The organism is Faecalicatena contorta, from assembly GCF_003149105.1.
In the GTDB taxonomy this organism is placed as follows: Bacteria; Bacillota; Clostridia; order Lachnospirales; family Lachnospiraceae; genus Muricomes; species Muricomes contortus_C.
Genome location: NZ_QGDS01000014.1, coordinates 45640 through 72008, shown reverse-complemented (window position 1 = coordinate 72008; position 26369 = coordinate 45640). Strand labels below are relative to the sequence as shown.

The 26369-nt window shown below is 43.4% G+C and carries 22 protein-coding genes; 19 read left to right on the top strand and 3 right to left on the bottom strand.

The genetic code is table 11. The features are described from left to right. Window positions 1-248 precede the first annotated feature (248 nt). The 12 genes from A8805_RS17710 to A8805_RS17650 all read left to right on the top strand — a co-directional run bounded on the left by A8805_RS17710 (window position 249) and on the right by A8805_RS17650 (window position 15414). Window positions 249-1931: a glutathione ABC transporter substrate-binding protein gene (locus tag A8805_RS17710; protein WP_109713636.1), complete on the top strand. Its 1683-nt coding sequence runs from the start codon at window positions 249-251 to the stop codon at window positions 1929-1931. A 368-nt stretch (window positions 1932-2299) separates the two neighbouring features. Then, complete coding sequence (locus A8805_RS17700; protein ID WP_109713632.1) at window positions 2300-3220, top strand: ABC transporter permease; 921 nt, start codon at window positions 2300-2302, stop codon at window positions 3218-3220. A gap of 16 nt (window positions 3221-3236) precedes the next feature. Further along, a complete protein-coding gene (locus A8805_RS17695) occupies window positions 3237-4139 on the top strand; it encodes an ABC transporter permease (RefSeq protein ID WP_109713631.1) in 903 nt (300 codons plus the stop codon). Window positions 4140-4150: 11 nt separating this feature from the next. Further along, window positions 4151-5152 (top strand): ABC transporter ATP-binding protein, encoded by a 1002-nt coding sequence (locus A8805_RS17690; RefSeq protein ID WP_109713629.1) that lies wholly within the window; start codon window positions 4151-4153, stop codon window positions 5150-5152. Then, window positions 5149-6129 (top strand): ABC transporter ATP-binding protein, encoded by a 981-nt coding sequence (locus A8805_RS17685; RefSeq protein WP_109713627.1) that lies wholly within the window; start codon window positions 5149-5151, stop codon window positions 6127-6129. The genes A8805_RS17690 and A8805_RS17685 overlap by 4 nt, the downstream gene beginning before the upstream one ends. Window positions 6130-6355: 226 nt before the next feature. Then, the gene (locus A8805_RS17680; protein WP_109713625.1) at window positions 6356-7660 is read left to right on the top strand and encodes an alpha-L-fucosidase; all 1305 of its coding nucleotides are present in this window, start codon (window positions 6356-6358) and stop codon (window positions 7658-7660) included. A 12-nt stretch (window positions 7661-7672) separates the two neighbouring features. Beyond that, on the top strand, window positions 7673-8434 hold the full coding sequence (locus A8805_RS17675) for a DeoR/GlpR family DNA-binding transcription regulator (protein ID WP_109713623.1): 762 nt from the start codon (window positions 7673-7675) through the stop codon (window positions 8432-8434). A gap of 13 nt (window positions 8435-8447) precedes the next feature. Continuing rightward, complete coding sequence (locus A8805_RS17670) at window positions 8448-9872, top strand: leucyl aminopeptidase family protein (protein WP_109713621.1); 1425 nt, start codon at window positions 8448-8450, stop codon at window positions 9870-9872. Further along, window positions 9872-10621, top strand: a complete 750-nt coding sequence (locus tag A8805_RS17665; RefSeq protein ID WP_109713619.1) for a copper homeostasis protein CutC — start codon at window positions 9872-9874, stop codon at window positions 10619-10621. Before A8805_RS17670 ends, A8805_RS17665 begins: the two co-directional genes overlap by 1 nt. Next, window positions 10618-13071: a transglutaminase domain-containing protein gene (locus A8805_RS17660; protein WP_109713617.1), complete on the top strand. Its 2454-nt coding sequence runs from the start codon at window positions 10618-10620 to the stop codon at window positions 13069-13071. The genes A8805_RS17665 and A8805_RS17660 overlap by 4 nt, the downstream gene beginning before the upstream one ends. A 179-nt stretch (window positions 13072-13250) precedes the next feature. Next, window positions 13251-14378 carry an N-acetylglucosamine-6-phosphate deacetylase gene (nagA, locus tag A8805_RS17655; protein WP_207657724.1) on the top strand — a complete coding sequence of 376 codons (1128 nt, stop codon included), beginning with the start codon at window positions 13251-13253 and terminating at the stop codon, window positions 14376-14378. A 100-nt stretch (window positions 14379-14478) separates the two neighbouring features. Then, on the top strand, window positions 14479-15414 hold the full coding sequence (locus A8805_RS17650) for an ROK family glucokinase (RefSeq protein WP_109713613.1): 936 nt from the start codon (window positions 14479-14481) through the stop codon (window positions 15412-15414). Window positions 15415-15574: 160 nt separating this feature from the next. On the opposite strand, the gene A8805_RS17645 is transcribed toward A8805_RS17650, so the two are convergent. Continuing rightward, window positions 15575-16654 (bottom strand): hypothetical protein, encoded by a 1080-nt coding sequence (locus tag A8805_RS17645; protein WP_109713611.1) that lies wholly within the window; start codon window positions 16652-16654, stop codon window positions 15575-15577. A gap of 160 nt (window positions 16655-16814) precedes the next feature. Beyond that, complete coding sequence (locus A8805_RS17640) at window positions 16815-17030, bottom strand: hypothetical protein (RefSeq protein ID WP_109713609.1); 216 nt, start codon at window positions 17028-17030, stop codon at window positions 16815-16817. 99 nt (window positions 17031-17129) lie between these two features. On the opposite strand from A8805_RS17640, the gene A8805_RS17635 reads away from it, so the two are divergent. Both A8805_RS17635 and A8805_RS17630 read left to right on the top strand, forming a co-directional pair. Next, complete coding sequence (locus A8805_RS17635; protein WP_109713607.1) at window positions 17130-17852, top strand: phosphatase; 723 nt, start codon at window positions 17130-17132, stop codon at window positions 17850-17852. 97 nt (window positions 17853-17949) lie between these two features. Continuing rightward, window positions 17950-18255, top strand: a complete 306-nt coding sequence (locus A8805_RS17630) for a YerC/YecD family TrpR-related protein (RefSeq protein WP_109713605.1) — start codon at window positions 17950-17952, stop codon at window positions 18253-18255. 19 nt (window positions 18256-18274) lie between these two features. Here the strand turns inward: A8805_RS17630 and A8805_RS17625 are convergent, their stop codons facing one another. Then, complete coding sequence (locus A8805_RS17625) at window positions 18275-18886, bottom strand: DUF1836 domain-containing protein (RefSeq protein WP_109713604.1); 612 nt, start codon at window positions 18884-18886, stop codon at window positions 18275-18277. A 374-nt stretch (window positions 18887-19260) separates the two neighbouring features. On the opposite strand from A8805_RS17625, the gene pcrA reads away from it, so the two are divergent. The 5 genes from pcrA (at window position 19261) to A8805_RS17600 (ending at window position 26222) form a co-directional block, all read left to right on the top strand. Continuing rightward, a complete protein-coding gene (gene pcrA, locus A8805_RS17620) occupies window positions 19261-21486 on the top strand; it encodes a DNA helicase PcrA (protein ID WP_109713602.1) in 2226 nt (741 codons plus the stop codon). A gap of 138 nt (window positions 21487-21624) precedes the next feature. Next, window positions 21625-21864 (top strand): hypothetical protein, encoded by a 240-nt coding sequence (locus A8805_RS17615; protein ID WP_109713600.1) that lies wholly within the window; start codon window positions 21625-21627, stop codon window positions 21862-21864. 124 nt (window positions 21865-21988) lie between these two features. After that, window positions 21989-23356: a 23S rRNA (uracil(1939)-C(5))-methyltransferase RlmD gene (gene rlmD, locus A8805_RS17610; protein WP_109713598.1), complete on the top strand. Its 1368-nt coding sequence runs from the start codon at window positions 21989-21991 to the stop codon at window positions 23354-23356. A gap of 31 nt (window positions 23357-23387) precedes the next feature. After that, a complete protein-coding gene (locus A8805_RS17605) occupies window positions 23388-25121 on the top strand; it encodes a Na/Pi cotransporter family protein (RefSeq protein WP_109713596.1) in 1734 nt (577 codons plus the stop codon). Between the two features lie 111 nt (window positions 25122-25232). After that, the gene (locus tag A8805_RS17600; protein ID WP_109713595.1) at window positions 25233-26222 is read left to right on the top strand and encodes a guanosine polyphosphate pyrophosphohydrolase; all 990 of its coding nucleotides are present in this window, start codon (window positions 25233-25235) and stop codon (window positions 26220-26222) included. Window positions 26223-26369: the final 147 nt, after the last annotated feature.

Below are 26369 nucleotides of genomic sequence, written 5' to 3'. Positions count from 1 at the left end.
AATAATAAAAAACAATTGACAAGTCGATAATTGCTTGATATAATCTGAAACAATAGAAATAAAGTATTTTTTATGAGTATGCGAAGGGGCATTCATTATTCATTTCCGCGGACGTAAGTAGTCCTTGTGATATTTAAATTTTGAACATTGCGATGGAGCAAAAAATAGAAAATACTTTTTTTGTACTTAATTTTAGGTACAGAGTTGTTTATTATTAATGATGTTTTTTGAAAAAAAGGAGGAAATTTATGAAAAAGTATCAAAAAATCCTTGGAGTCCTTCTGGCAGGAGCGATGGTATTTTCTATGGCAGCCTGCGGCAGCAGTTCAGACAACAAGGACGCATCAGACGAGACAGCAAAGAACAGTGCAAATGAGGGCTCCGAGGCAACCGGCGGTGCTGATGCCGATGGTTACATAGTAAAAGCAACGAATACCGACTCCAAGTCAGCGGATAATGATTTAGTAATTGCGATTGAAGGAAGTGTCAGTTCGATGGATCCCATGAATATTCCGGATACAAATGCAATCTCTGCAACCCGCGGTGTTTATGAAACTCTGGTTAAATTTGATGAAAAGAATGAATTGACTGGCGGACTGGCGGAAAGCTGGGAAGTTTCAGATGATTCCCTTGTCTATACATTCCATCTTCGGGAGGGAATAAAATTTCATGACGGCACCGACTTTAATGCGGCTGCAGTTGAAGCAAACTATGAAAGGGTAATGAATCCAGATAACAATTTATCACAGAGAAGAAGATTTGTTGTTGCTAAAGATGACGGTTCTGAAACCATGCGTATTGAAAGTGTAAAAGCAACCGATGAAAAAACTGTGGTATTTACTTTAACAGAGCAGTGGTCACCGTTTATCAACCGAATGACTCAGTTCTGCATAATCAGTCCGGCTGCACTGGAAAAATACGGAAATGATATTATGTACAATGCATGCGGCACTGGTCCGTATACAATTGTGGAGTGGGAGGAAGGCGACCACACCGCGATGAAACGCAATGATGATTACTGGGGTGAGAAACCAGGCGTTGATACCATAACGATTAAAGAAGTGCCCGAAGCTGGTTCCCGTACGGCGATGCTGCAGACGGGGGAAGCAGATTTTATTTATCCGACTCCTTCCGACCAGATTAATGCAATTAAGGGAACCGATGATATTAACGTTATGACAGCAGATTCAAACATTATGAGATACGTAACTCTAAATACTGGATTGAAAGAATTAAGTGATATAAAAGTACGTCAGGCAATGAACTATGCAATTGATCAGGACGCTTATGTCCAGCTGATGTATTCAGGATATGCCAAAAAGGCAACTTCGGTTGTACCGTCCATTATTAGCGGATATGAGGAGCAGAAGGAATATACATATGATGTTGAAAAGGCTAAAGAGCTGATGAAAGAAGCCGGCTATGAAGACGGATTTAAGCTTACCCTGTGGGGGGACAACACCACCCAGGAAATCAAAGGTATGACCTTTATCCAGCAGCAGTTAGAGCAGATTGGCATTGAAGTAGAAGTAGTACCGATGGAACCGGCAACTGTCAGTGAAAAGATTTATGTGGATAAAGAAGATGCTGAAATTAATATGTGGTATGTAAACTGGTCAGCATCTGACTTCACCATGGATGGGTCACTCCGGTCCTTACTGTACAGTACAATGGCACCACCGAACAGTGCCAATACAGTATATTACAACAATCCGGAATTCGATGAGCTTCTGGACAAAGGCCTGAAGACGGCAGATGAAGCAGAACAGAAATCTTATTACAGCGAAGCACAGAAGATGGCATGGGATGATGCTGTATGGCTATTCCTTGGAAATGACCAGATCATCTACTCCACAAAATCTTATCTTTCAGGTGTATATGTATCACCGGACGGAGCATTCAATTTTGCAAATGCGGTTTTAGCTCAGTAATAATTGATTTTTAAGCGGACAATAATGTCCGTGAAAGGAACTGACGTTGTCGATGTCTGTCATTTTTTCACAGATGCGAAAAATGCCAGTTCCTTTCTTGTATGATAAGAAATGAAGTTTCCTATCATACAAAAACCTCCGGGGGATCGCACTGTGGCGTAAGTGGTAGATGCCGCTATGCAACCCGCCGCAGGCGCAAGCGTTTGCAAGCAAACTCTTTATTTATATAATAGGAAACGCAGTTTCCTATTATATAAAAACCCTCCGGGGGATCACACTACGCGCATAAGGAAAATGGCCGCTAAAGCGACCGCACTTCGGCGCGCGAGTCTGGCTTGCCAGACTCTTTATTTTAAGGAGGTAATTGAATGGGACGTTATTGTGTAAAACGTTTACTAAGTACCATCCCCTTGCTGCTGGTTATTTCATTTCTGATATTTATGTTTATTCACATGATACCGGGTGACCCGGCCAGGCTGATTGCCGGCCAGGATGCAACCAAAGCAGATGTAAAAGTGGTGCGGGAACAACTGGGCCTTGATAAGCCCTTGTTAACGCAATACGGGGAGTATATGAAAGGACTTGTGACCGGAGACATGGGGCTGTCGATCCGAAATGGAAAGACCGTGGAGGATACAATCCTGCCGCGCTTGAAGCCGACCATTTTGCTGACCCTTTCGTCGGCTATGTGGGCAATTATGATTGGGATTGCTATCGGGGTACTGGCGGCAGTTTTTCACGGAAAGATGGCTGATTATCTGGGAATGCTGATTGCCATTGTAGGAATCTCGGTGCCCGGTTTTTGGCTGGGTCTGCAGCTGATTCAGATGTTTTCGGTTTCCCTGGGGTGGCTGCCCACCGGTGGGCTGGACAGCTGGCAGAGTTATGTGCTTCCGTCTCTGACCATGGGTTCCGGAGTTATGGCAATCATGGCACGGTTTACCAGATCATCAATGCTGGAAACAATGAGAGCTGACTATGTCCGGACGGCCAGAGCCAAAGGACTGATAGAATCACTGGTGGTGGTGCGGCATGGATTCAAAAATTCGCTGATTGAGATTGTCACTGTAGCCGGACTACAGATTGGTGGTTTGCTTTCAGGATCGGTCATGGCGGAAACGGTGTTTTCCATCCCGGGACTGGGCCGCCTGCTGGTAGATTCCATTAATTTAAGAGATTATAAAGTAGTGCAGGCATTATTGTTGTTTTTTGCTTTGGAATATATCGTAATCAATCTGATCGTCGACCTGCTGTATGGTGTAATTAATCCGAAAGTACGATACGATTAAGAAGGAGGGAAGAGTAATGGCACAGACAAAAATAAATGGTTATTCAGATCAATTTGCCGCTGCTGAAGAACTCTCGAAAGCGAAGAGCAGGGCAAAAGAATTTATTAAAAAGTTTTTGAAACGCCGGACCGCTGTGGTGGCCTTTGTTTTTATCATTCTTATGATTATTATGGCAATCATTGCTCCGTATATCGTTCCATACAATGCCGGACAGGCAGATTACAGCAATCTGCTTTCCGGACCCGGCAAAGGACATATCTGGGGAACCGATGAGTACGGGCGGGATATCTTCAGCCGTTTGATGGTTGGAACCAGGACCTCACTTTTTAGTGCGCTGACGGCAACGGTGATTGGAACAGCCGGCGGAGTGCTTCTGGGGCTGCTTGCCGGATTCTTCGGAGGGATTCTTGATTCTCTGATTATGCGGTTCTGTGATGTTATGTTTGCATTTCCGGATATTCTGCTGGCAATTGCGGTTGTGGCAATTATTGGTCCCGGAATGATTAATGTAATGATAGCGGTGGCAGTATTTACAGTACCGTCATTTGCGCGGATTACCCGAAGCGCTACGCTGTCGGTAAAACAGGAGTTATATATTGAAGTAGCCCGGTCCTTAGGGTGTACTAACAGCAGATTGCTATTTGTACATGTATTACCGGGAACCATCCCATCGATGATTGTGAATTTCACGATGCGTATCGGTACTGCAATCTTGGCGGCATCATCCTTAAGTTTCCTCGGTTTTGGTGCAAATGTGACTGAACCGGACTGGGGAGCAATGTTGTCACAGGGGCGTAACTATTTAAATACGGCACCCCATATCGTATTATTTCCGGGGATTTTAATTCTGCTGACGGTACTGGCGTTCAATCTGCTCGGTGACGGACTGCGGGATACTCTGGATCCTAAAATGAACTAGGAGGGAAAATCATGTCAGAGAAGCTATTAGAAGTAAAAAACCTCCGGACGGAGTTCAAACGGGATAAAAGTTGGGTGACAGCGGTGAATCATGTTTCTTTTTCCATTAACCGCGGAGAGATACTGGGACTGGTTGGAGAGTCCGGATGCGGGAAATCGGTAACATCCTTATCGATTATGCGGCTTCTGGCGGCCAGAAACAGTAAAATATCTGAAGGAGAGGTGCTCATAAACGGCCGGGATTTACTGCAGATAAATAAAAAGGAGATGTGCAAAGTCCGGGGCCATGAGATTGCGATGATTTTTCAGGAACCAATGAATTCTCTCAATCCCTGTATGCGGATTGGACGGCAGTTAACCGAGGCCATTCTTCTGCATAATGAAATCAGCAAGGAAGCTGCGGCCAGCCGGGCTTATGATGTTCTGAAAGCGGTAGGGATTCCGGAGCCGAACATGACGCTGAAGAGTTATCCCCATCAATTATCAGGCGGGATGTGTCAGCGTGTTATGATTGCAATGGCAATGTCGTGTGAGCCTGAACTGTTGATTGCAGATGAGCCGACAACTGCACTGGATGTAACGATTCAGGCTCAGATACTGGAGCTGATGGAAGAAATCCGGGAAAAGAGAAATACTGGAATTCTGTTAATTACCCATGATCTGGGTGTGGTTGCAGAGATGTGCAGCCGGGTGGTAGTCATGTATGCCGGACGAATCGTTGAAGAAAAGCCGGTTCAAGAATTATTCGAATGTCCGCAGCATCCGTATACTCAGGGACTGATTGAATCAGTACCGAAACTGGGGAGCAATATGACTTCCCTGCCGTCTATACCGGGAAGTGTACCAGATTTGGCGGTGATGCCAAAGGGGTGTAAGTTTGCGCCACGGTGCAAGTTTGCTATGGATATCTGCCGGGAGCAGGAACCCGATCTGGAGGCAACTGATGAGACGGGAACACGCAGATGCAGATGCCATCTGCTGCATACCGACAGACAGGAGGTGACATCCGTATGAGTGAAGCATTAGTATCGGTAAAAAACGTAGTAAAAACGTTTCCTGTAAATAAAGGGTTGTTTGCCAAAAAGAAATTTGTTCATGCAGTAAATGATGTTTCATTTGAAATTATGCCGGGAGAGACTTTCTCGTTAGTAGGAGAATCCGGCTGCGGCAAGTCTACAACCGGCCGGTTGATCGATCATTTGCTGACGCCCGATGCAGGTGAAATATGGTTTGAGGGGAAAGAAATCTCCCGGATATCACAGAACGAAATGAGGCCCCTTAGATCAGATATCCAGATGATCTTCCAGGACCCGTACGGTTCTCTGAATCCGCGGATGAAGATCCAGGATCTGATTGGGGAACCATTGCTGATTCATACCAACATGTCCGGCGGTGAACGGCTGAAAAAAGTGCACGGCCTTCTGGAGGTAGTGGGCTTAAGTCCCGCTCATGGTGAAAGGTATCCTCACGAGTTTTCCGGCGGCCAGCGGCAGCGTATCGGAATTGCCAGAGCCCTGACTGTAAATCCCAAGCTGATAATTGCCGATGAACCGGTTTCGGCGCTGGATGTATCAATTCAGGCACAGGTGCTGAATCTTCTGCAGAAACTACAGAAGGATTATGACCTGACCTATTTATTTATTTCACATGATTTGAGCGTTGTAGAGATGATATCAGACCGGATTGCCGTAATGTATCTGGGTACGATTGTGGAGACGGCGCCCAAACGGGAGCTTTACAGCAATCCGCGGCATCCGTATACGCGGGCCCTGCTTTCAGCAGTGCCGGTTCCGGATCCGGGGAGAAAAAAGAAGCGGATTATCCTGGAAGGGGATCTTCCAAGTACAACAAATCTTCCAGATGGCTGTCTGTTTCACACAAGGTGTCCCTACTGTACCGACAAATGCAGGAAAGAACGCCCAATGGCTCGGACAATCGGGGAAGGACACATCGTAAAATGCCACTATCCGGAAATGACCGATAGTGATTAGCGAGGTAGTTTCGAGCTTAGCACGTAGGTCGTTCTTAGAGATTAGCGAGGTATTTCACGAGCTTAGCGAAAAGAACTTCATTATAGATAGTGATTAGCGAAACATTGAACACTTGGCGAGGTCTTTTACGAGCCTAGTGAGAAAGTTCACCCTTGTGGTGTGTATTCCACGAGCTTAGCGAAAAGAATTTCATCATAAATAACAAGATATGGATGGAGGAGCAAATATGTATAAGTTTGACAAGGCAGAATATGAGAAGCGTATGGAGTGGTATAAAGAAGCCCGGTTCGGGATGTTTATCCACTGGGGACTGTATGCCATTCCAGCCCGTGGAGAATGGATACGAAGTACGGAAGAAATGCCCAAAGAAGAGTATATGAAATATTTTGAAGAATTCGACCCCGCCAGTTATGACCCTGGGGCCTGGGCTAAAACAGCCAGAGAGGCCGGGATGAAATATGTCGTTTTAACGGCAAAACATCATGACGGTTTTTGCTTATATGACAGCCAGTATACTGATTTCAAGTCCACAAATACGCCCTGTGGCAGGGACCTGGTTGCAGAGTTTGTTGAAGCGGTGAGAGCTGAAGGATTAAAAGTAGGACTCTATTTTACACTGTTAGACTGGTACCATGATGACTATCCTCATTTCGGGGATAAGAATCATCCCATGCGTAACAATCGTCAATATCCGAATGAACACCGTGATTTTGATAATTATCTTACTTATATGCATAATCAGGTTAGAGAAATCTGTACGAATTACGGCAAGTTGGATGTGCTTTGGTTTGACTTTTCCTATGACGATATGCGCGGGGAAAAGTGGAAAGCTGCGGAATTGATGGATATGGTAAGAAAGCTGCAGCCGGATGTGATTATTGACAATCGCCTGGAGGCCAGTGGAGAAGGTTTTGGATCTCTGGCGGCTGGGGACCCGACTCCGTATCACGGAGACTTTGTCAGCCCGGAACAGATAATTCCGCCAAATGGGCTGCAGGATGTGAATGGCAATGATTTGGTATGGGAGGCATGCGTGACAATGAACGGCAACTGGGGGTACCACGCCACTGACCATTATTTTAAACCTGCTTCCATGTTGATTAGAAAACTGGTAGAATGTGTATCAAAGGGTGGAAATCTGCTGCTCAACGTAGGACCGGATGCAAATGGGAACATTCCACAGGAATCCTTAACGGCACTTTCCGTCATGGGAGCATGGATGAAGCAGAATGGAAAAAGTATTTACGGATGCGGCAAGGGGGATATACCAAAGCCGGATTACGGACGGGTGACGAAAAGCGGACGGCATGTCTATTTTCATTTGTTTGAGAATACCATCGGCCCGGTTCCGCTGATTGGAATCCGGAAAGAGGAGCTAAAGGGAATACGTTATCTGGCGACAGGAGCGGAAGTGCCTGTTTCGACCAGCTGGGTACATAGTGATTATCCGGATATTGTATTTGCGGACCTGGGACCTGATCCGATACTGCCCGATGAAAATGATACGGTATTAGAAGTAATACTGAAATGAAAGGGGTAGACGATGTTTACGGAAGAAAGACAGGAAGCAATTATAAAAGGCCTTCATGAAAAGGGTAAAGTGAAAGTAAAAGAGCTCAGTGAGATGTTCGGGGTAACGGAGGACTGCATCCGCAAAGACTTGAAAGCACTGGAAAATGCAGGCAGACTTAAAAGGACTTACGGAGGCGCAATTTTGTCACAGGATTATCCACTGGAGCGGGATGTTGTTGACCGCAGGAATTATCATGTAAAAAAGAAAAAAGAGATTGCCAGAAAGGCAATGGATTTGATTAAAGATAATGAGACTATTTTTCTGGATATCTCAACGACCAATATTGAGTTGGCAAAATTATTGACAGAATCCAGGAAACGGGTAGTTGTGGTAAGCAATATGATTGATATCCTGCAGATACTGGCAAAAAGCGCTCATATTACTGCCATTGGAACAGGTGGAACGATGTACCGCACCGTAAATGGATTTATGGGGGCAGCAACAATCGAATTCATCAAACAGTATAGTTTCGACCGGGCATTTCTGGGAAGCTGTGGAGTTGATATGGTGGACTGTACCATTACGACGCTGGGAGCCGAGGACGGATTGACCAAAAAAGCGGCAATTCAAAGCGGCCGGCATAAATATGTCGTTATGGAGCGGGAGAAGTTTTATTTTAACGATTCATATAAATTTGCACATTTTGATGATATTAATGGAATTATTACGGATGAATACCCTGACAGTATGACGGTCAGTGTATTAGAAGGGGCCGGTGTCAGGCTGTTTTAAAGGAGGCAATAGAATGATTCAGATTGTATCTGAATGTACAAGAAAGGTAAGTATATCTTTCTTTCGGGAAGGCGACGATAATCTTTTATCGTTACCCAAAAGTATCCGGCTGCTGTTTGACGGGACATATTTGCAGTCAGTCTGGATGCCGGAGGACCAGGACAGACTCAAATTACTGGTCGGAATGGGGAAGGTAACAGATGACAGAATACAGCGAAAGGAACTTGCCGCGTCTGCGGTGAAGCAATGCATAGAGAAAAAAATATCAGAGTTTTCCATGGATATCGGGCCGTTTCTGGCAGAAGGAGCCTCTGAATCTGTTTATGATATTGTAGAAGGAGCAATTTTAGGCACATATGAGCCGGGGCAGTTTAAGGACAGCGGCAGACAGCGTGTTCAACTTGAAATTTCTGGAGTGCCAAAGCAGGTTATGGATGATATAACTGCTGCTGTCCGGGAAATGGAAGCAGTTGCTGAAGGAATCTGTTTTGCCCGGGATATGGTAAATCTGCCCGGGAATAAATTGCGGCCCGAGGATTTTGCCGGTAAAGTGATACAATTTGTAGAGGGAACCGGTGTGGAAACAACAGTGCTCGGTGCAGAAGAACTGCGGAAATTGGGTCTTAACGCGCTCCTGGGGGTTGGAGAAAGCAGTGCATATCCGCCCTGTATGATGATTCTCCGCTATTGCGGGAATCCGGAGGACAGCAAGATCAGCGGTTTGATTGGAAAGGGAGTAACTTGTGATACGGGAGGCTATTGTCTGAAACCCGGAGATTCCATGCTGGGCATCAAAGGTGATATGGCCGGTGGAGCGGCGGTCGCCGGAGTGGTTTACGCACTGGCCAGAAACCATATTAAGACGAATGTAACTGCAGTCATACCCATGTGTGAAAACCGGATATCACCGGGCAGCCTTTTACCTGGTGATGTAATTGATTCCTATTCCGGCAAGACAATTGAGATTGCCAATACCGATGCGGAAGGGCGTCTGATTCTGGCAGATGCGGTGTCATATGCAGTTCGTGATGAAGGGGTAACGGAAGTACTGGATATTGCTACGCTGACCGGTGCTGTGGTAAACATGCTGGGGTTCAGCATCGGAGGGGCAATATGTGATGATAATGAATTTTATAAAAGATTTGAAGTGGCCTGCAGAATCAGCGGGGAACGTTATCTAAGGCTGCCGTTTTACAAAGAGCATGAGAAAATGATTGAGAGCCCGGTTGCCGATATCCGGAATCTGGGAGAGAAATTCTGCGGAACGATTACGGCGGGATTATTTATCCGGGCATTCGCAGAAGAAAAGCCCTGGCTGCATCTGGATATTGCCGGGACTGCCTGGGTAGATACGCCGGTCTTTGCGTTTCAGAGCAAAGGTGCTACCGGAGCGGGGGTGACTTCGATTTATCAGCTTTGCAGCAAGGAGGAGCAATAATGCGGGGATTTGTATTAGAAGCGTGTGTGGATTCGGTAGAATCTGCCCTGGCAGCGGCACGGGGAGGGGCTGACCGCCTGGAGCTGTGCAGTAACCTGGTGATTGGTGGGACAACGCCCAGCACAATATTGTTTGATGAAATCCGTAAACATACGGATATCCATATAAATGTCTTGATCCGCCCGCGTTATGGAGATTTCTGTTATACTGATTTTGAGTTTAATATTATCAAAGGTGAAATTCGTGCGTTCCGTGAACTGGGAGCTGAAGGGGTGGTATTGGGAATCCTCAAACCGGACGGGACGCTGAATGTGGAACAACTGAAAGAATTAATGGATCTGGCAGGAGAGATGTCAGTGACTCTGCACCGGGCCTTTGATGTATGCATAGATCCGTATAAAACACTGGAACAGGCGGTTGATCTGGGAATCAGAACCATCCTTACATCAGGGCAGAAAAATGCCTGTATCCAGGGAACCGGACTTTTAAAAGAACTGGTTGAACAAAGTGCCGGAAGAATTGAGATTCAGGTCGGGAGTGGTGTGGATGCAGAAGTAATCCGGGAAGTCTATCAGGTTACCGGTGCCAGTGCATATCATATGTCAGGTAAAGTGACCCTTGATAGTTCAATGGAATATCGGAAAGGCGGCGTGAGCATGGGATTGCCGTCCATCAGTGAATATGAAATCTGGCAGACTGATGAAATGAAGATACGGGAAGCAAGGCAGGTCCTGGAGGAATTACAATGATAGAAAGAGGAGAATTTTTGGTTAAAAACCGGCTCCGGATTGTAAAAATGTATGAAAAACACATGAAACATGTACCGGACATCAGGTGTGAAACAGAGCAAAAGCTTGCAGCATGCCAGGCAGATGCGGCACTGGCGGTCAGGTATTTGTATGCGGTGATGCCATACAGTGACATGGGAAATTATCCTTTTGAAACATTCCTGGATTATGCGGTCCACGGAGTCTTTCTGTGGCATACCTGCGAGGCGGTGAGAAAACTTCCTGAGGAAATATTTTTAAACTACGTGCTGTATCATCGTGTGAATGAAGAAGAGATTACGCCATGCCGCAGTTTTTTCTATGAGCAGATAAAGGGCCGGATTGCAGGAATGGACAGGGAAAAACAGGCTGTGGAAATAAATTATTGGTGTGCCCAGGAAGTGACCTATCAGTCTACGGATGACCGGACCTTGTCGGCAATGGCAGTTTATAAACGTGGAAATGGAAGATGCGGGGAAGAATCCACCTTTGCTGTGAATGTCCTGAGAAGTGCCGGGATTCCGGCACGTCAGGTTTATGCCCCCAAATGGTCTCACTGCGATGATAACCATGCCTGGGTGGAAATCTTAAACGGTGAGAAATGGTACTTTTTCGGCGCCTGTGAGCCGGCGGAGATATTGAACACCGGGTGGTTTACCCGTGCAGCATCCCGTGCAATGATGGTACACTCCCGTTTATTTGATGAGCCGGGAGAGCAGCAGGAAGTAATCGGGAACGAGGGAATGGTAACTATGCTCAATGAATTGGGCCGGTATGCCAGAGTCAAAGAGATTACAGTGGTGGTCCAGGATGAGAGCGGACAGCCGGTACAAGGGGCAGTGGTATGTTTTGAAGTAATTAATTATTCCGAATATGCTTCTATCGCAAAGTGTACAACCAATGAGGAAGGCCGGCTGTATTTGACTACTGGTCTGGGCAGCCTGCATATTCATGCAGCCCGGGATGGAAGATTTGCTGATAGCTGGATCGATACACGAAGATTGGATAAATGTGAATTGGTATTGAAAGAACCAGCTGTTAAAGAAGAATGGGCATCTTATGATATGATTGCTCCGGCAGATGCCCCGGTCAACACGACGGCTCCAACGAAGGAACAAAAATCAATAGCCCGGGAACGGCTTCTGGAGGCCGCAGCGCTGCGTAAGGTCAAGACGGAAGGGTGGTACAATCCCGAGCGTCAAAAATTCCTGACCGGAAAAGACCATACAGAATACCGTCAAAAAATGTTGGAAGTACTTACCGAAAAAGATCAGACTGATTTAAAAAGCGAGGTTCTGGAAGAACATCTTAAATATGCGGTTCTTTATGAGAAACACTTTCCGGAGGAGATTTTTGTACCGTATATATTGAATCCCAGGATCGAGGATGAAGTTCTTCAGGAATACAGGACGATAATCGATGAGGCATTTTCAGAGGCAGAAAAGGAAAAACTGCGGCGGAATCCCCGGAAAATATGGGACGTAATCGAACATCGGATTAAATCCTATCCGTCAGGAGAGAAGGATGCGCTGGTTACAGTGCCGGGAGCCTGTATGCGGCTTGGCATTGCCAGCCGGAAGTCGCGGGAAATTCTTTTTGTTGCAATTGCCAGAACCTTGGGAATTCCAGCGCGTTTGAATCAGACATACCGGGCCATGGAATATTTTGAAGAGGATAAATTTGTTCCGGTTTTGCCGGAAACCAGACCCAGTTGTACGCTGGTATTGAAAGCCGGGAATGGAGTTACCTGGAACTATTTTCAGAACTGGAGTATTGCCCGTCTGGTTGGAGGAACATATGAATCATTAAGACTTTCTGATGAATTGTGGGAAAACGGTATACTGACACAGGAACTGGAAGCAGGCAGCTACCGGATTTTGACGTCTAACCGCTTGCCCAGCGGAAATATCTTTGCCAATCAATATAAATTTGAAATAACAGCAGGCCGGAAGACAGAAGTGAAGCTTAGGCTGCGCAGTGCAGGTCTGAAGGATATGCTGCTGAATATTCCTCTGCCGGAGTTTACGTTAAGCAGGGAAAACGGCAGTGAAGTAAGCAAGGCAGTGCTAATGGGAAAACAAAAGCATATCCTGGTGTTTCTGGAAGAAAGTGAGGAACCGACAGAACATATCCTAAATGAAATGTTGGAATTAAAAGAAGCATTTGCCGAATACAGCCACCGGATTGTTTTTGTGGTACGGTCTTCTGAAGCACTGGCGGATCCAACTATTTCAAAGGTATTAAAAACGTTTGGCAATATTCAGGTCTGCTATGACAGTTTTGAGGAAAACCTGGAATTACTGGGACGCCGGATGTACGTTAATTTTGAACAGCTCCCGATGATTATTGTAACGGATGAGGAGCAAAACGGAATTTATGCTGCCAGCGGTTATAATGTGGGAACGGGAAACATGCTGCTGCGGCTGATGTAAAGAAGGAATGGAATTATAATAAAAAGAAAATTCCAAATTGAAAAGAAAAGGGCTTTTGCTCCAATAAATGTTGTTCATCAAAAGGAAAAAGGGTCGTCCGTACGGCTCTTTTTCTGTTAATATAATAGACAGAGAGAAAGCCTGAAATATGTGGAAATTATAAAAGATGGGAGAAGATGATGAAGCTATTAAAAAATAAAAGGATTTATACCGGGCAAAAAGTGATTTCCGAGGGATATATCCGGTATGACAGACAAATAGCAGAAGTAGGAACCATGACCGATTTCACGGAACAGAAGGAGGATATAGAGACAGTCGTTAAAGGAGATATTCTGATTCCAGGTTTTATCGACGTACACAGCCATGGCGGGTACGGAATGGATAATATGGATGCATCTCCAGGTGAAATCAGTGAGATGGTTTGTAAAATGTCAAAATATGAGGGAATTACTTCATATTTCTGCACGACCATGTCCCAGACATATGACAAAATTGAGGCAGCTCTGAAAAATATCACGGATGCCGCAGCAAAAAATCCGGTTATCCAGGGGATTCATGTAGAAGGGCCGTTTGTTTCCCAGGAGTTTAAGGGGGCGCAGGATGCATCTTATATAAAAAAGCCGGATGAAGCGATACTGGAAAAGTGGAATGAAATTACAGGGGGATTAATCCGTATTGTAACATATGCGCCGGAGGAAGCAGACAGGCAGTTTGAAGAGTGGTGTAAAGGGAAGAGGATTGTGCTGAGTGTGGGACATTCCAATGCGGTCTATGAACAGCTGATCAAAAGTGAAGCCAGGCATGTTACACATTTGTATAATGCACAGCGGGGGCTCAAGCACCGGGAGCCGGGGGTGACCGGATTTGGATTGCTGACCCCGGGAGTGAAAGTGGAACTGATTTGTGACGGAATCCATATCGTACCAGAGATGGTAAAGATGGCTTATCAGGTCAAAGGATGTGATGGGATTGAGCTGATTACAGACTCCATGAGAGCAAAAGGGATGCCGGAGGGAATGAGTGAGCTTGGCGGTCAGAAAGTTTACGTGAAAGATAACACTGCCCGGCTGGAGGACGGTACTTTAGCAGGAAGTGTGCTGTCCTTTATCCAGGGATTCAAGAATGTAATGAAATTTACAGGGGCATCTATAGAGGAAGCTGTAAAAATGAGTTCTGTGAATCAGGCTAAAGAATTTGGGCTGGAGAGAAAGGGGATGCTGGCAGCAGGAAAGGATGCAGATATTTTAGTTCTGAGCGAAGAATGTGAATTGCTGGAAACAATCAGCCTGGGAACCATTGTGAAATAAGGCAAATAAAAGGTAGAAAGATGCGGCATAGCAATTATACAAGCGTGTACAGGAGAATTTGGGGAAGTATAAGCAGCCAGGGAAAGAGAGGAGAAGTGTTATGAAATGTTGTTTTGGTGTAGATGTGGGAGGAACCACAGTAAAGATGGGGTTGTTCGGAGAATCCGGGAAAATTCTTGACAAGTGGGAGATTGTGACCCGCACAGAAAATAAAGGTGAGGCCATCCTGGGGGATATCTCAGCGTCCATTCTTAACAAAATGCAAGAAAGGCAATTAGACAAGTCTGCTGTTTTGGGAGTTGGTGTGGGAGTACCGGCACCTGTTACAGGAGATGGGATTGTCACTGGAAGTGCCAACCTGGGATGGAAGTATAAAGAGGCAAAAAAGGAACTGGAAAGCTTCACAGGGTTGAAAACAAGGATTGAGAATGATGCTAATGTAGCTGCGTTAGGTGAAATGTGGAAAGGCGGTGGCTTGGGGCAGAAGAATATCGTTATGGTTACACTTGGGACTGGTATAGGCGGTGGTGTGGTTATAGACGGGAAAATTGTGCCCGGCGCCCACGGCTCCGCCGGAGAAATTGGACATATCTGTGTGAATTATGAGGAGACTGATGTTTGTGGGTGCGGAAATTTTGGATGTCTGGAGCAATATGCTTCTGCTACCGGAATTGTGCGGCTGGCAAAGAAAAAGCTGGCTCAGGCAGAGATAGATACCATATTGAAAAAAGAGGAAGTGTCAGCAAAATCTGTATTTGAGGCTGTGAAGGCTGGAGATGCTGCAGCAACGGAGGTGGCTGAGCAATTTGGGCGCTACCTGGGATATACGCTTGCCAATCTGGCGGCAGTAGTAGATCCGGCGGTGTTTGTCATAGGCGGCGGTGTGTCCAAAGCAGGGGAAGTGCTGATACCTTTTATCCAGAAATCATATCTGGAACGGGCACTCTTTGCGGTCAAAGATGTAAAATTCACATTAGCTGCTCTTGGAAATGATGCGGGAATCTGCGGCTCGGCCAAAATGATTTTGGGAGAGTAACGTTTTTATATAATAGGAAACTGGTCGCTAAAGCGACCGCGCTTCGGCGCGCGAGTCTGGCTTGCCAGACTCTTTATTCTAAGTTTGTATTTGATAGGATTCCTAGGAGACAGACTCTCAAAAACAGCCCTGCCATAGGAATGGTAAGGCTGTCAGAGAGTTATTCAAAAGGATCTTCTTCAAGGTAGTCTTCATCATCTGATCTGGAAGCAATAGCCAATACAAGGAAAATCACTGCCAGTAAGGCACACGCTCCTGCACTGTATAACAGCCATTTGTCATCTGTACGCTTCAGGAAGGCGAATACCCCGCCGCCAATACAGAAAACCATAGGCAGTATGAATGCAAAAACAGTGCGCTTTGCCTGCATAATAAGAAGCAGCAGGCCCGATATAAGCATACAGAGTGCAAGTACGATGTAAGTGATTCCGGCAGTAGAGTCACTTCCTGCTGAAATATTACTCAGTCCGGCAAGAAATCCTTTGTATGCAAAAAATGCAAAGGCAATAATTGAGACAACTCCAAGGATGATACGTAAAATTTTAAACTTTGGTTTTGGCTCTTCTTTTTTCACAGGAGCCTTTTTAGAAGGCTGTGAGACCGGCTTTTTCCGAACAGGTGCACCATTGGAAGTCGCAGGCTTTTTATTTGAATTGCTGTCCTTGCGGTCAGCAGAGCTCTTCTTTTTTACAGGCTTTCTATTTGGGTCAGCAGCAAGCATGTCCTCATAATTCTGTCTTACAGCTTTCTCCTTTTTCGTCCTTACTTTTTCGGGAGGAATATTGGAATAACGTTGAGTTTCGCCTGCTTTTACAGACTTGGCAGCATTCGGGTTTGCCGGAACGGGTTGTTTTTTTGGAGCCGGTCTGCCCTCTGGTGAAGCAGCGCTGGGGACAGGTCTCTTTTTAGGCGGAGCTTTTCGCTTTTCCGGTACTGTTTCCTGGGAGTTTTTTTTCACAGGAGCTTTTTTCACCTCAGGTCTGTCAGTGTTAGAGGCGGCAGGTTTCAAATCCGTCTGTTTTGACGATGGCTTGTCTTTGGCCGGAGTACTAGATTCGGGTTGTGTATGATTAGAAACAGCCGCATTTGCTGCTTTTTTTTCTCTTTGTTTGTCCAGGTTCCATTGTTTTTTACAGTCTTTACAGATTGCGTATTCGTTAAAGATAGGCTCACCATTCTCATCAACGCCTACTTTTTTATTCTGTAATTCTACATCCTTTCCGCATTTCGGACATCTCATTTATGTATTCCTCTCTTTCTTTGATGACTAGCAATGATTTTATTATAACATTTTGTTTGTAGAAGGACAATGAAAAAATGCAATATCCTGACTCATTATGTCGAAAGCACCGCCATATGGGGAATGGCGGTGCTCATTTGGGAAATACTATTGAAAAGTATTATTTTGAGGAGAATTCTTCAGATGAATTGGCATGTTTGGATGTTTTTTCCCTAATTACGGGAGGCTGGTACTGATATAGGTCATTATAGGATTCCAGTTCTGCGTCTGTAACTGGGAGAGAAGGAATCAGGCCCGTACAGTCCATAGATGATGCCGCATTTGACAGATAATCATAATCGTCAATGATTTTTTCATTTTCTTTATCATTCAACATAAATTTCACCTCAATACTAGTATTTACCCATACAAAAATTGTATTCTGGAAAAATTATGGTATACTTAGAAGCAAATGGAAAAGAAAAGGAGGATTGTTATGAAATTTATTGCGGATACTCATGCACATACGCTGGTAAGCGGCCATGCCTACAGTACGATTCGGGAAATGGCAGCAGCAGGGGCGGCAAAAGGGCTGCAGGTACTTGCGCTGACAGAGCATGCACCTAAAATGCCCGGTACATGCCATTTATTTTATTTTCAAAATCTGGATGTGGTTCCCCGGGAAATAAATGGACTGCGTCTGCTGTTTGGTGCTGAGTTAAATATCCTGGATTCCGATGGAACGGTTGATCTGCCGGAAAAATTATGTGAAGATTTAGATATTGTCATTGCCAGTATCCATCCGCCGTGTTTTAAGACGGACAGTACGATGGAAGAGGTAACGAGAGCTTATGTGGAGGCAATGAAAAAGCCTTACGTAAATATAATCGGGCACCCGGATGACGGGCGCTTTCCAATAGATTATGAAATATTAGTCAAGACAGCCAAAGAGACGAACACATTGCTGGAATTGAACAATTCTTCCCTTCGTCCCCAGAGCTTCCGTCAGGGAACACGGGAAAACATATTGACAATGCTGGATTTATGTAAACAGTATGAAGTGCCGGTGACAACAGGGAGCGATGCCCATGTTGATGTTGATGCAGGAAATTTCTGCAATATTGAGGATATTCTGGAACACTGCAGCTTTCCGGAAGAGCTGATTGTAACAACGGATTTTGAAAAGCTGAAACCCTACTTAAATCTCTTCAAAGAATAAAATCACTCCACTTAAACAGTATAAAAAGGTGGACTTTAAAAGTTTAGTGTGCTAAAATGTAGCAGTAGTCATTTGACTGATAAAGGAGATCGGCAGTATGAGTAAGAAGATAAGGACAGAGGCGGTGGATTATTTGTTTAGCGCCATATTAAGTCTGAAGAACAAAGAGGAGTGTTATACATTCTTTGAGGATATCTGCACCATCAATGAATTGTTATCACTCTCCCAGCGCTTTGAGGTTGCAAGGATGCTTAGGGGACAGAAGACTTATCTGGAGATTGCAGAAAAGACCGGCGCTTCTACCGCTACCATCAGCCGGGTGAACCGTTCACTAAATTACGGAAATGATGGGTATGACATGGTGTTTGAAAGGCTTGGAAAGAGTGAAAAAGGAGATGCGTAGGCATCTCCCTTTTTGCTCTTTACTTCTTAGAAGGCTTTTCTTTGGAAGCAGGCAGCTCATCAATGATTTTTTCAATCAACAGTTTCTTCACATATACATCAAAACTTAAACTGCATACGAAGGAAAACAATTGTAAATAGCTGCGGTCCTCCGTGTCTGCATTTTCAAAAGAAGTCTCAGCCTTTTCATAAGCCCTTTTAATTTCTTCCTGCAAAGGGTCAATTTGTGCTTTTTCCATAGCGCAGATTTCTTCATAGAGCGCAGTCATATCTAAATTGCCGTCCCCAGAAAAGGCATTATCCGTAATAGGTCTGAGTAATGTCTCAATATCCTTGATTGACAAAATATTTTTAAAATAATAGATAAAAATCAGGACCAGTACATGCTCCTTTGTATACTTCTTCTTTACCGGTGGGGGAAGAAGATTATTCTTGGCATAATTATTTATCATGGTTTTAGTCAGAATCTTGTCCTCATCATATCTTTTTGTAGAGGAAAGCTGGGCATCCATGAAGGTTGTAACCTGATCCATATATAAATCTATATTCGGGATATCTTCCGGATGAATATAATCAATGCGGGAGATACTTTTTAAGATGCTGTTCAGCATATCGGTTGTATCAATCGTCATATTATCACCTCGATGCATCTATTATATAGTATTCAAAACTAGATAGCAAGTCTTTTTTTAGGGTACTATTCAGTAATTACAAGCATAAAGTGGGGGGGGGAATTGAAGAATATTTACGTATACTTGACTGTAAGTTTTTCAGAGCGAGTTGTAATCTGAAAATTAATACTTTAGAGGGTGAAACTATTTTTTCAAAAGAATTGGTAATCAATAAAGATGCTTTTGTTAATTTTGAATGATTATAAACAGTACCATTAGACAGAAACGGGCTTTTGTATTATAATCTCATAAGTAGAGAACTTTTATGCAGTTTAAAGTTTGGATGGTCAGATAAAAGTGCAACAGTAGGACGTAAAGCAGACAGGGAGATACATATGAGCATATATGATACATTAAATAAGGAACAGAAGGAGGCAGTATTCCATACGGAAGGACCGCTTCTAATTTTAGCGGGGGCAGGCTCAGGCAAGACAAGGGTTCTCACCCACAGAATCGCTTACTTAATAGAGGAAAAAGGCGTGAATCCGTGGAATATCCTTGCCATTACATTTACGAATAAGGCAGCAGGGGAAATGAGAGAGCGTGTAGACCAACTGGTGGGATTCGGCTCCGAGAGCATTTGGGTAAGTACCTTTCATTCTTCCTGTGTGAGAATATTGAGAAGGCATATTGACAGGCTGGGGTACGATAATAACTTCACTATTTATGATACAGATGACCAGAAAACACTCATGAAAGATGTGTGCAAACTGGTCAATATCGATACTAAGGTGTATAAGGAGCGCAGTCTTTTGAGCGCTATTTCTTCTGCTAAGGACGAAATGGTTTCGCCGGAGGAATATGAACTTAATGCTGCAGGAGATTTTGGAAAGCAGAAAATTGCAAAGGTTTACCACGAATATGAGAAGCAGCTTAGAGCAAACAATGCCCTTGATTTTGATGATTTGCTTGTGAAAACTGTGCAACTATTTCAGACTCAGCCGGAAGTGCTGGAATATTATCAGGAAAGATTCCGCTATATCATGGTGGATGAGTATCAGGATACAAACACGGTGCAGTTCAAATTTGTGAGCCTTTTAGCGGGAAAATATAAAAATCTTTGTGTAGTAGGTGATGATGACCAGTCTATTTACAAGTTCCGCGGAGCCAATATTAAAAATATTTTGAATTTCGAGAAGGAATTTCAGAATGCAAAAGTTATTAAACTGGAACAGAATTACCGTTCCACAGGCAACATTTTGAATGCAGCAAATGCAGTTATCCAAAATAATGTAGGGCGGAAAGAGAAATCTCTATGGACTGAAAACGGGGAGGGAGAAAAGCTTCACCTCCATCAGTTTGATACAGCATATGATGAAGCTGACTTTATTGCAGAGGATATCCGGGAAAATGTAAGGGAAGGCAGTTCTTATAATGATCATGCCATTTTATACCGTACCAATGCACAGTCACGTTTGTTTGAAGAGCGTTTCGTGTCTTCTAATATTCCTTACAAAATTGTGGGCGGCGTCAATTTCTATGCCCGCAGGGAAATAAAGGACCTTCTGGCTTATCTGAAAACCATCGATAACGGGCGGGATGACCTGGCAGTCAGACGAATCGTTAACGTGCCTAAAAGAGGAATTGGACTGACGACTATCGGCCGGGTACAGGATTCTGCTTTAGAGCGTGGAATTGGCTTTTACGAGGCATTACAGGGATTGGACTTGATTCCCAATATCGGACGGGGAGCAGCAAAACTGGATTCCTTTGTGGCTCTCATAGAGTATTTTAAAGGAATAGCCCAAACGGAAAGCCTGTCAGGTTTAATGAATGAAATCATTGAAAAAACCTGTTACATAGAAGAACTGGAAGCGGATGATAAAGAGGATGCACAGACGAGAATCGAAAATATTGATGAGCTGCTGAGCAAGATTGCAGCCTATGAAGAAAACTGTGCAGACAGGGATGAAAAGCCGACTTTGAGCGGATTCCTGGAAGAAGTAGCGTTGGTTGCTGATATTGACAGTTTGGATGAAAATCAGGATTATGTGATTTTAATGACGCTGCATAGTGCAAAAGGCCTGGAGTTCCCTCATGTATATCTGGCAGGAATGGAAGATGGCTTATTTCCAAGCTATATGACAGTTACATCCGATGACCCGGAAGAAATGGAAGAGGAGAGAAGACTCTGTTATGTGGGAATTACACGTGCCCGGGAAGATTTGACGGTAAGCTGTGCCATGAAACGTATGATTCGGGGAGAAACCAGGTATAATAAAGTATCCCGGTTCCTCAAGGAAATCCCGGTGGAATTAATAGAATCAGGAAAGGCATTCGAAGAGAGTGCAGAGATTCCAAGTCAAAATGCCTATTTCCAGGCGAAACAAATATTTAAAACAAAAGCATTTTCTACCGGCAAAACTGCGCAGCAGTTTACAGTAACCAAGGAAAAAAGCATTGATTATGCGGTTGGTGACAGAGTGCGGCATGTGAAGTTTGGAGAAGGGCTCGTGACAGATATTACAGAGGGTGGACGTGACTATGAGGTAACCGTACAGTTTGATACGGTGGGCGTAAAGAAAATGTTTGCCTCCTTTGCTAAATTGAAAAAAATATAATCCTGCAAGAGAGACAAGAAATTTATTTTTAACTCTTTTCACTAGAATTTAGCATAAATGAGTAGTAATCTGAAAATGATAATGATATAATAACTAAAAATGAACCTGTAACAGAAGAAGGGGAAAGGACGTGATGATATGAGCAAAGTTGAGGAGTTAATCGCTGAGACAAAATTAAATGAACTGCTGCGCAGAAAATCAGATGAAAAGCAGAAAAATACAGTACTCTGGATTTTGGCAATCGTAGGTGCAGTAGCCGCAGTAGCTGCTATCGCGTATGGAGTGTACCGTTTCTTTACGCCGGATTATCTGGAAGATTTTGAAGAAGATTTCGATGACGATTTTGACGACTATTTTAGCGAGGAAGATCAGGTATAATCAATTATATTGACGGAAACAAATAAAGGACAGGATGTAGAGATTTACTTACTGCACCCTGTCTATTTTTGTGTTATTATATTTAAGTATATTGATTTCATAGATAAGCTGACGGGAGATAAAGATGAAAAAAGGACAAATATTCGAAGGCAGGATAGAAAAAGTAGATTTCCCAAATAAGGGATTTGTATGGGTGCCGGAAAAAGAAAGATATGTAACAGTAAAAAATGGAATTCCGGGACAGAAAATCCGTTTCATTGTAAATAAATTTAAACGCGGCAATGCAGAAGGAAGACTTCTGGAAGTATTAGAGAAATCTCCCCTGGAAATGCGTGAGCCGGTCTGCAGCATATTCCCTGCCTGCGGGGGATGTATGTATCAAACTATGACATATGAAGAACAATTGAAAATGAAGGCCGGACAGGTGAAAAGTATCATAGATGAGGCTGTAGATAAAGAATATATTTTCGAAGGGATAAAAGCCAGCCCTAAAGAATTTGGCTATCGTAATAAGATGGAATTCTCTTTTGGAGATGAGTACAAAGACGGGCCGCTTTCTCTTGGCCTTCATAAGAAGGGTAGTACTTATGATGTACTGACAGCGGGGGACTGTAAGCTCGTGCATGAAGACATGAACCAAATACTGCTTTGTGTACTTGAGTATTTTAAAACAAGGAATGCAAGCTATTATAAGAAAATGCAGCATGTAGGATATCTTAGACATTTGCTGCTGCGCAGAGGAGACCGGACTGGTGAGATATTAGTAAATTTGGTTACCACGACCCAGGAGCAATGGGATTTACAGCCTTTAGTGGAGGAATTGCTGAATCTGGAACTGGAAGGACGGATAGTAGGTATACTGCATATTTTAAATGATTCCCTGTCTGATGTGGTGCAGAGTGATGAAACAGGGATTCTGTATGGACAGGACTATTTTTATGAGAAGCTGCTGGGGATGGAATTCAAGATTACACCTTTTTCATTTTTCCAGCCTAATTCTCAGGCAGCAGAGGTGCTTTATGACACGGTGAGGGAGTATGTCGGAGATGTTAAAGATATGACGGTGTATGATCTTTTTAGCGGAACAGGTACTATTGCACAGGTACTGGCACCAGTGGCAAAACAAGTAATCGGGGTGGAGATTATTGAAGAGGCGGTAGAGGCGGCAAAGGAGAATGCAAAGCGCAATGGGCTGGATAATTGCAGGTTTATTGCAGGGGATGTATTTAAGGTGCTTGATGAAATAGAAGAGAAGCCGGATGTAATTGTGCTGGACCCGCCGAGAGATGGGATACATCCAAAGGCGCTGCCGAAAATACTGGATTATCAGGTGGAGAAAATTGTGTATATATCTTGCAAGGTTACAAGTTTGGCAAGAGATTTGGAGATGATGCAGGCGCGGGGGTATGAGGTAGTGAAATGCGTGGCAGTAGACCAATTCTGTTCGACGGTGCATGTTGAGACATGCTGTCTGCTATACAAGGTGAAGTAAGAAATAGATAATAAATATAGGGAGAAGTACAATGGAAATATTAATGAATTTAATGCTTATGTTAGGTGGAGTTGCTGTGTTTATGTTTGGCATGAAGCAGATGAGCTCTGGTTTGGAACAAAGCGCAGGATCAGGAATAAGAAATCTTTTCAAAAAAATCAACAAAAACAGAGTTTTTAATTACGGAATCGGAATTGGGGCTACCGTACTTGTCCAATCTTCTTCAGCCTCTTCGATTATGACAGTCGGACTTGCTCATGCGAATATTGTAACAGTCAAGCAAGGCTCAGGTTTTATCTTAGGTGCAAAAGTAGGTACCACTCTTACAGCATTTATATTTGCCCTTTCAGGTATCAGCAAAGGTGGCTTTAGCATTAGCTCTGTTTTTGCAGCGGTTGCGTTTGTCGGTGTCATCATCATTTTTTCCACTAGTAATGAAACCCTTAATAAAATTGCACCATTTTTAATCGGATTTGGAATGCTGTTTATCGGGATGGAAGTGATGGAAAACGCAATCGGCGGAGCAGATTCAACGCTGAGCATTCAACTCTCTAAAGTATTCAAATATGAAATCATGCAAAATCCCATCTTGCTGGTGATATTAGGGATTCTTTTTACAGGCATCATACAGTCATCTACGGCAGCAACCGGTGTTTTTATAGCTTTCTTGGCTACGGGAGTTATCCACAATATAGATCAATCGTTTTTCTTAATGATGGGAGCAAATATAGGAACCTGCAGCGATGGCATTATGGCCTCCCTGTCCACGAACGCTAACGGAAAACGTATCGCACTATTCCATCTGATTACCAGTGTAATTGGTGCGGTAGCTTTTTCGATTATTCTGGTTCTTTTTAGAGAACCCATTAGCAACATGTTTGAAAGTCTGTTTCCCGGAAAACCCCAGTTTAGCCTTGCAACATTTAACCTGATTTATAATACTATTTACACTTTAGTGTTGCTCGTATTTATTGACCCGTTAGTTAATTTAGTGACAAGTTTAGTGAAAGATAAGCAACAGAAGCTGGAAGAATTGTCATATATTGATGAGAGTTTCTTGCAAACTCCGGCGGTTGCCATTGAACAAGCATTAAAGGAATTGCACGATATGGCGATTCTCGCAAAGGAGAACATTGATCGTTCTTTTGCTTCATTGGTCAAAGAAGATATGAGTGAAAGCAAAAAAATTGCCGATGTTGAATATCGTATTGATTTCTTAACAAATAAGCTCACAAGCTTTTTCATCAAAATTTCATCAGTTACTAAATTCGCTGATGACGAAAAACTGGTCGGCGGATTGCATCATGTAACAAACGATATTGAGCGACTGGGCGATTACGCGATACTTTTGGTAAAAGAAACCAGCTATATGAAGGAATGTAATGTAAAATTTTTAGATCAGACCAAAGATGAGCTTAACCTAATCCACGGGCACATATCCGAAATGTTCGACTTAGGGGTTGATGCGTTTATAAAGCGTAGAACTGAAAATTTTAGAAAAATTTCAAACCTTCACAAGAAAATTAAAAAACTAATATCCTCTACACGTAACGAACATGTGGTACGCCTAAGTTCTGGAATGTACCCTGTTGAGGTATCAAAAAGCATTTATTCCGTTCTGTTTTCATTGCAAAGAATATCGGATCATATTGTGAACATTGCTTTCTCGATTCGGTCCACCACCGGAAGTAAAACAGAAGCATTGCAAGCCATTGAAAGAGAAAAGAAAAAAACGGAAAATGCAGATCGTAAATCTTCTCTATAATCCAATATGAAAAAGTGAAAAACTTCCGAATTCAAGTCTGGGATTGAGATAGATATTTAAGCACTTAGGAAAGTGCATCTGTGAAAAAATGAACAGATGGGGAAAATTATAATGAAAAAATTAAATGATTATTTATACTCAGGCGATACTGTTCTTAAGATATTACAGAGATATGCTGAAGATTTGAAACAGTCGTCGAAAGAAACTCATAATCAGATTGATCTTGTGCACTGTAATTTTTTACTTCAAATTGCGGACCTTTTACAGCACAACGAATTCCTGACTTCTCAGTCTCAGCGGATTCGGGAATTCTATAAACATATGGCAAATGAATATCCTTTTCTTGCATTTACTTTTAAGGGCCGAATTAAATCTCTGATACGGGCGGAAGCAAAATTTAACGGATACATTGTGGAATATATTTACGAGTATTATATTAAACACGGAAATTACCCTTCGCTTCCTGAACTGAAAAACTATTTAAACTGTTTTCGGGACCTGATTGCATACAGAATCGTGATTTCTCTTCCAAAATGTCATCTGAAAGAAGGTGAAATTTGTGCGGATGAAGAAAATAAATATTTATATGATGTTGCCAACCAGTTGCTTGGTTTCATGGAGGAACGCGGATTCACCGCAGAAATATCTTCTTTTAAGGGGAAGAAAAAATCACCTTTGTTAAGAGAGGGTGCAAGCCCATATTATAGAGATTATATTGTCAATCCAGAGTCCAGTGGCTATCGTTCGCTGCATATAACATTTTATGATAATATTGCACGTTGTTATGTGGAAGTACAACTGCGTACAAAAGAAATGGACGATTTTGCTGAAATTGGCCCTGCCAATCATTTAGGCTACGAAAAACGGCAGGAAAGTGAAAGAGCTAAACGAGATGCAATTCCAAAAGGAGAAAATATTTATTTTGATGATGCTTATGAAAGAGGTATTATGTTGCAGCAGCTTGAATTATCGAAATTGGATGTAAATATGTTTTCAGCAGCGGATAATTCACTTATTAACGATGGCTGCGGCCTATACCGGGGAAGACTTATTCTTCCGTACGAGCATCTTTCAAGATTCCAAAATGACCTTGTTGATTAATTATTTGTGAAGCAGTTTAGACTACATATTTATGGATATCTTCTGTACCTGCGGCTTATCTTGTTAAGAAATAGGCGAAAGGTGTGATCTCAGGGGGCGTCCAATGAATGGCTGGAAGCGGTCAGCAATAAAGATTACGGAGAATAC

Bases quoted from the DNA above. Each gene is read 5' to 3' on its own strand.
- A8805_RS17710 (WP_109713636.1), top strand. From the start codon at position 249: ATGAAAAAGTATCAAAAAATCCTTGGAGTCCTTCTGGCAGGAGCGATG.
- A8805_RS17700 (WP_109713632.1), top strand. From the start codon at position 2,300: ATGGGACGTTATTGTGTAAAACGTTTACTAAGTACCATCCCCTTGCTG.
- A8805_RS17695 (WP_109713631.1), top strand. From the start codon at position 3,237: ATGGCACAGACAAAAATAAATGGTTATTCAGATCAATTTGCCGCTGCT.
- A8805_RS17690 (WP_109713629.1), top strand. From the start codon at position 4,151: ATGTCAGAGAAGCTATTAGAAGTAAAAAACCTCCGGACGGAGTTCAAA.
- A8805_RS17685 (WP_109713627.1), top strand. From the start codon at position 5,149: ATGAGTGAAGCATTAGTATCGGTAAAAAACGTAGTAAAAACGTTTCCT.
- A8805_RS17680 (WP_109713625.1), top strand. From the start codon at position 6,356: ATGTATAAGTTTGACAAGGCAGAATATGAGAAGCGTATGGAGTGGTAT.
- A8805_RS17675 (WP_109713623.1), top strand. From the start codon at position 7,673: ATGTTTACGGAAGAAAGACAGGAAGCAATTATAAAAGGCCTTCATGAA.
- A8805_RS17670 (WP_109713621.1), top strand. From the start codon at position 8,448: ATGATTCAGATTGTATCTGAATGTACAAGAAAGGTAAGTATATCTTTC.
- A8805_RS17665 (WP_109713619.1), top strand. From the start codon at position 9,872: ATGCGGGGATTTGTATTAGAAGCGTGTGTGGATTCGGTAGAATCTGCC.
- A8805_RS17660 (WP_109713617.1), top strand. From the start codon at position 10,618: ATGATAGAAAGAGGAGAATTTTTGGTTAAAAACCGGCTCCGGATTGTA.
- nagA (WP_207657724.1), top strand. From the start codon at position 13,251: ATGAAGCTATTAAAAAATAAAAGGATTTATACCGGGCAAAAAGTGATT.
- A8805_RS17650 (WP_109713613.1), top strand. From the start codon at position 14,479: ATGAAATGTTGTTTTGGTGTAGATGTGGGAGGAACCACAGTAAAGATG.
- A8805_RS17645 (WP_109713611.1), bottom strand. From the start codon at position 16,654: ATGAGATGTCCGAAATGCGGAAAGGATGTAGAATTACAGAATAAAAAA.
- A8805_RS17640 (WP_109713609.1), bottom strand. From the start codon at position 17,030: ATGTTGAATGATAAAGAAAATGAAAAAATCATTGACGATTATGATTAT.
- A8805_RS17635 (WP_109713607.1), top strand. From the start codon at position 17,130: ATGAAATTTATTGCGGATACTCATGCACATACGCTGGTAAGCGGCCAT.
- A8805_RS17630 (WP_109713605.1), top strand. From the start codon at position 17,950: ATGAGTAAGAAGATAAGGACAGAGGCGGTGGATTATTTGTTTAGCGCC.
- A8805_RS17625 (WP_109713604.1), bottom strand. From the start codon at position 18,886: ATGACGATTGATACAACCGATATGCTGAACAGCATCTTAAAAAGTATC.
- pcrA (WP_109713602.1), top strand. From the start codon at position 19,261: ATGAGCATATATGATACATTAAATAAGGAACAGAAGGAGGCAGTATTC.
- A8805_RS17615 (WP_109713600.1), top strand. From the start codon at position 21,625: ATGAGCAAAGTTGAGGAGTTAATCGCTGAGACAAAATTAAATGAACTG.
- rlmD (WP_109713598.1), top strand. From the start codon at position 21,989: ATGAAAAAAGGACAAATATTCGAAGGCAGGATAGAAAAAGTAGATTTC.
- A8805_RS17605 (WP_109713596.1), top strand. From the start codon at position 23,388: ATGGAAATATTAATGAATTTAATGCTTATGTTAGGTGGAGTTGCTGTG.
- A8805_RS17600 (WP_109713595.1), top strand. From the start codon at position 25,233: ATGAAAAAATTAAATGATTATTTATACTCAGGCGATACTGTTCTTAAG.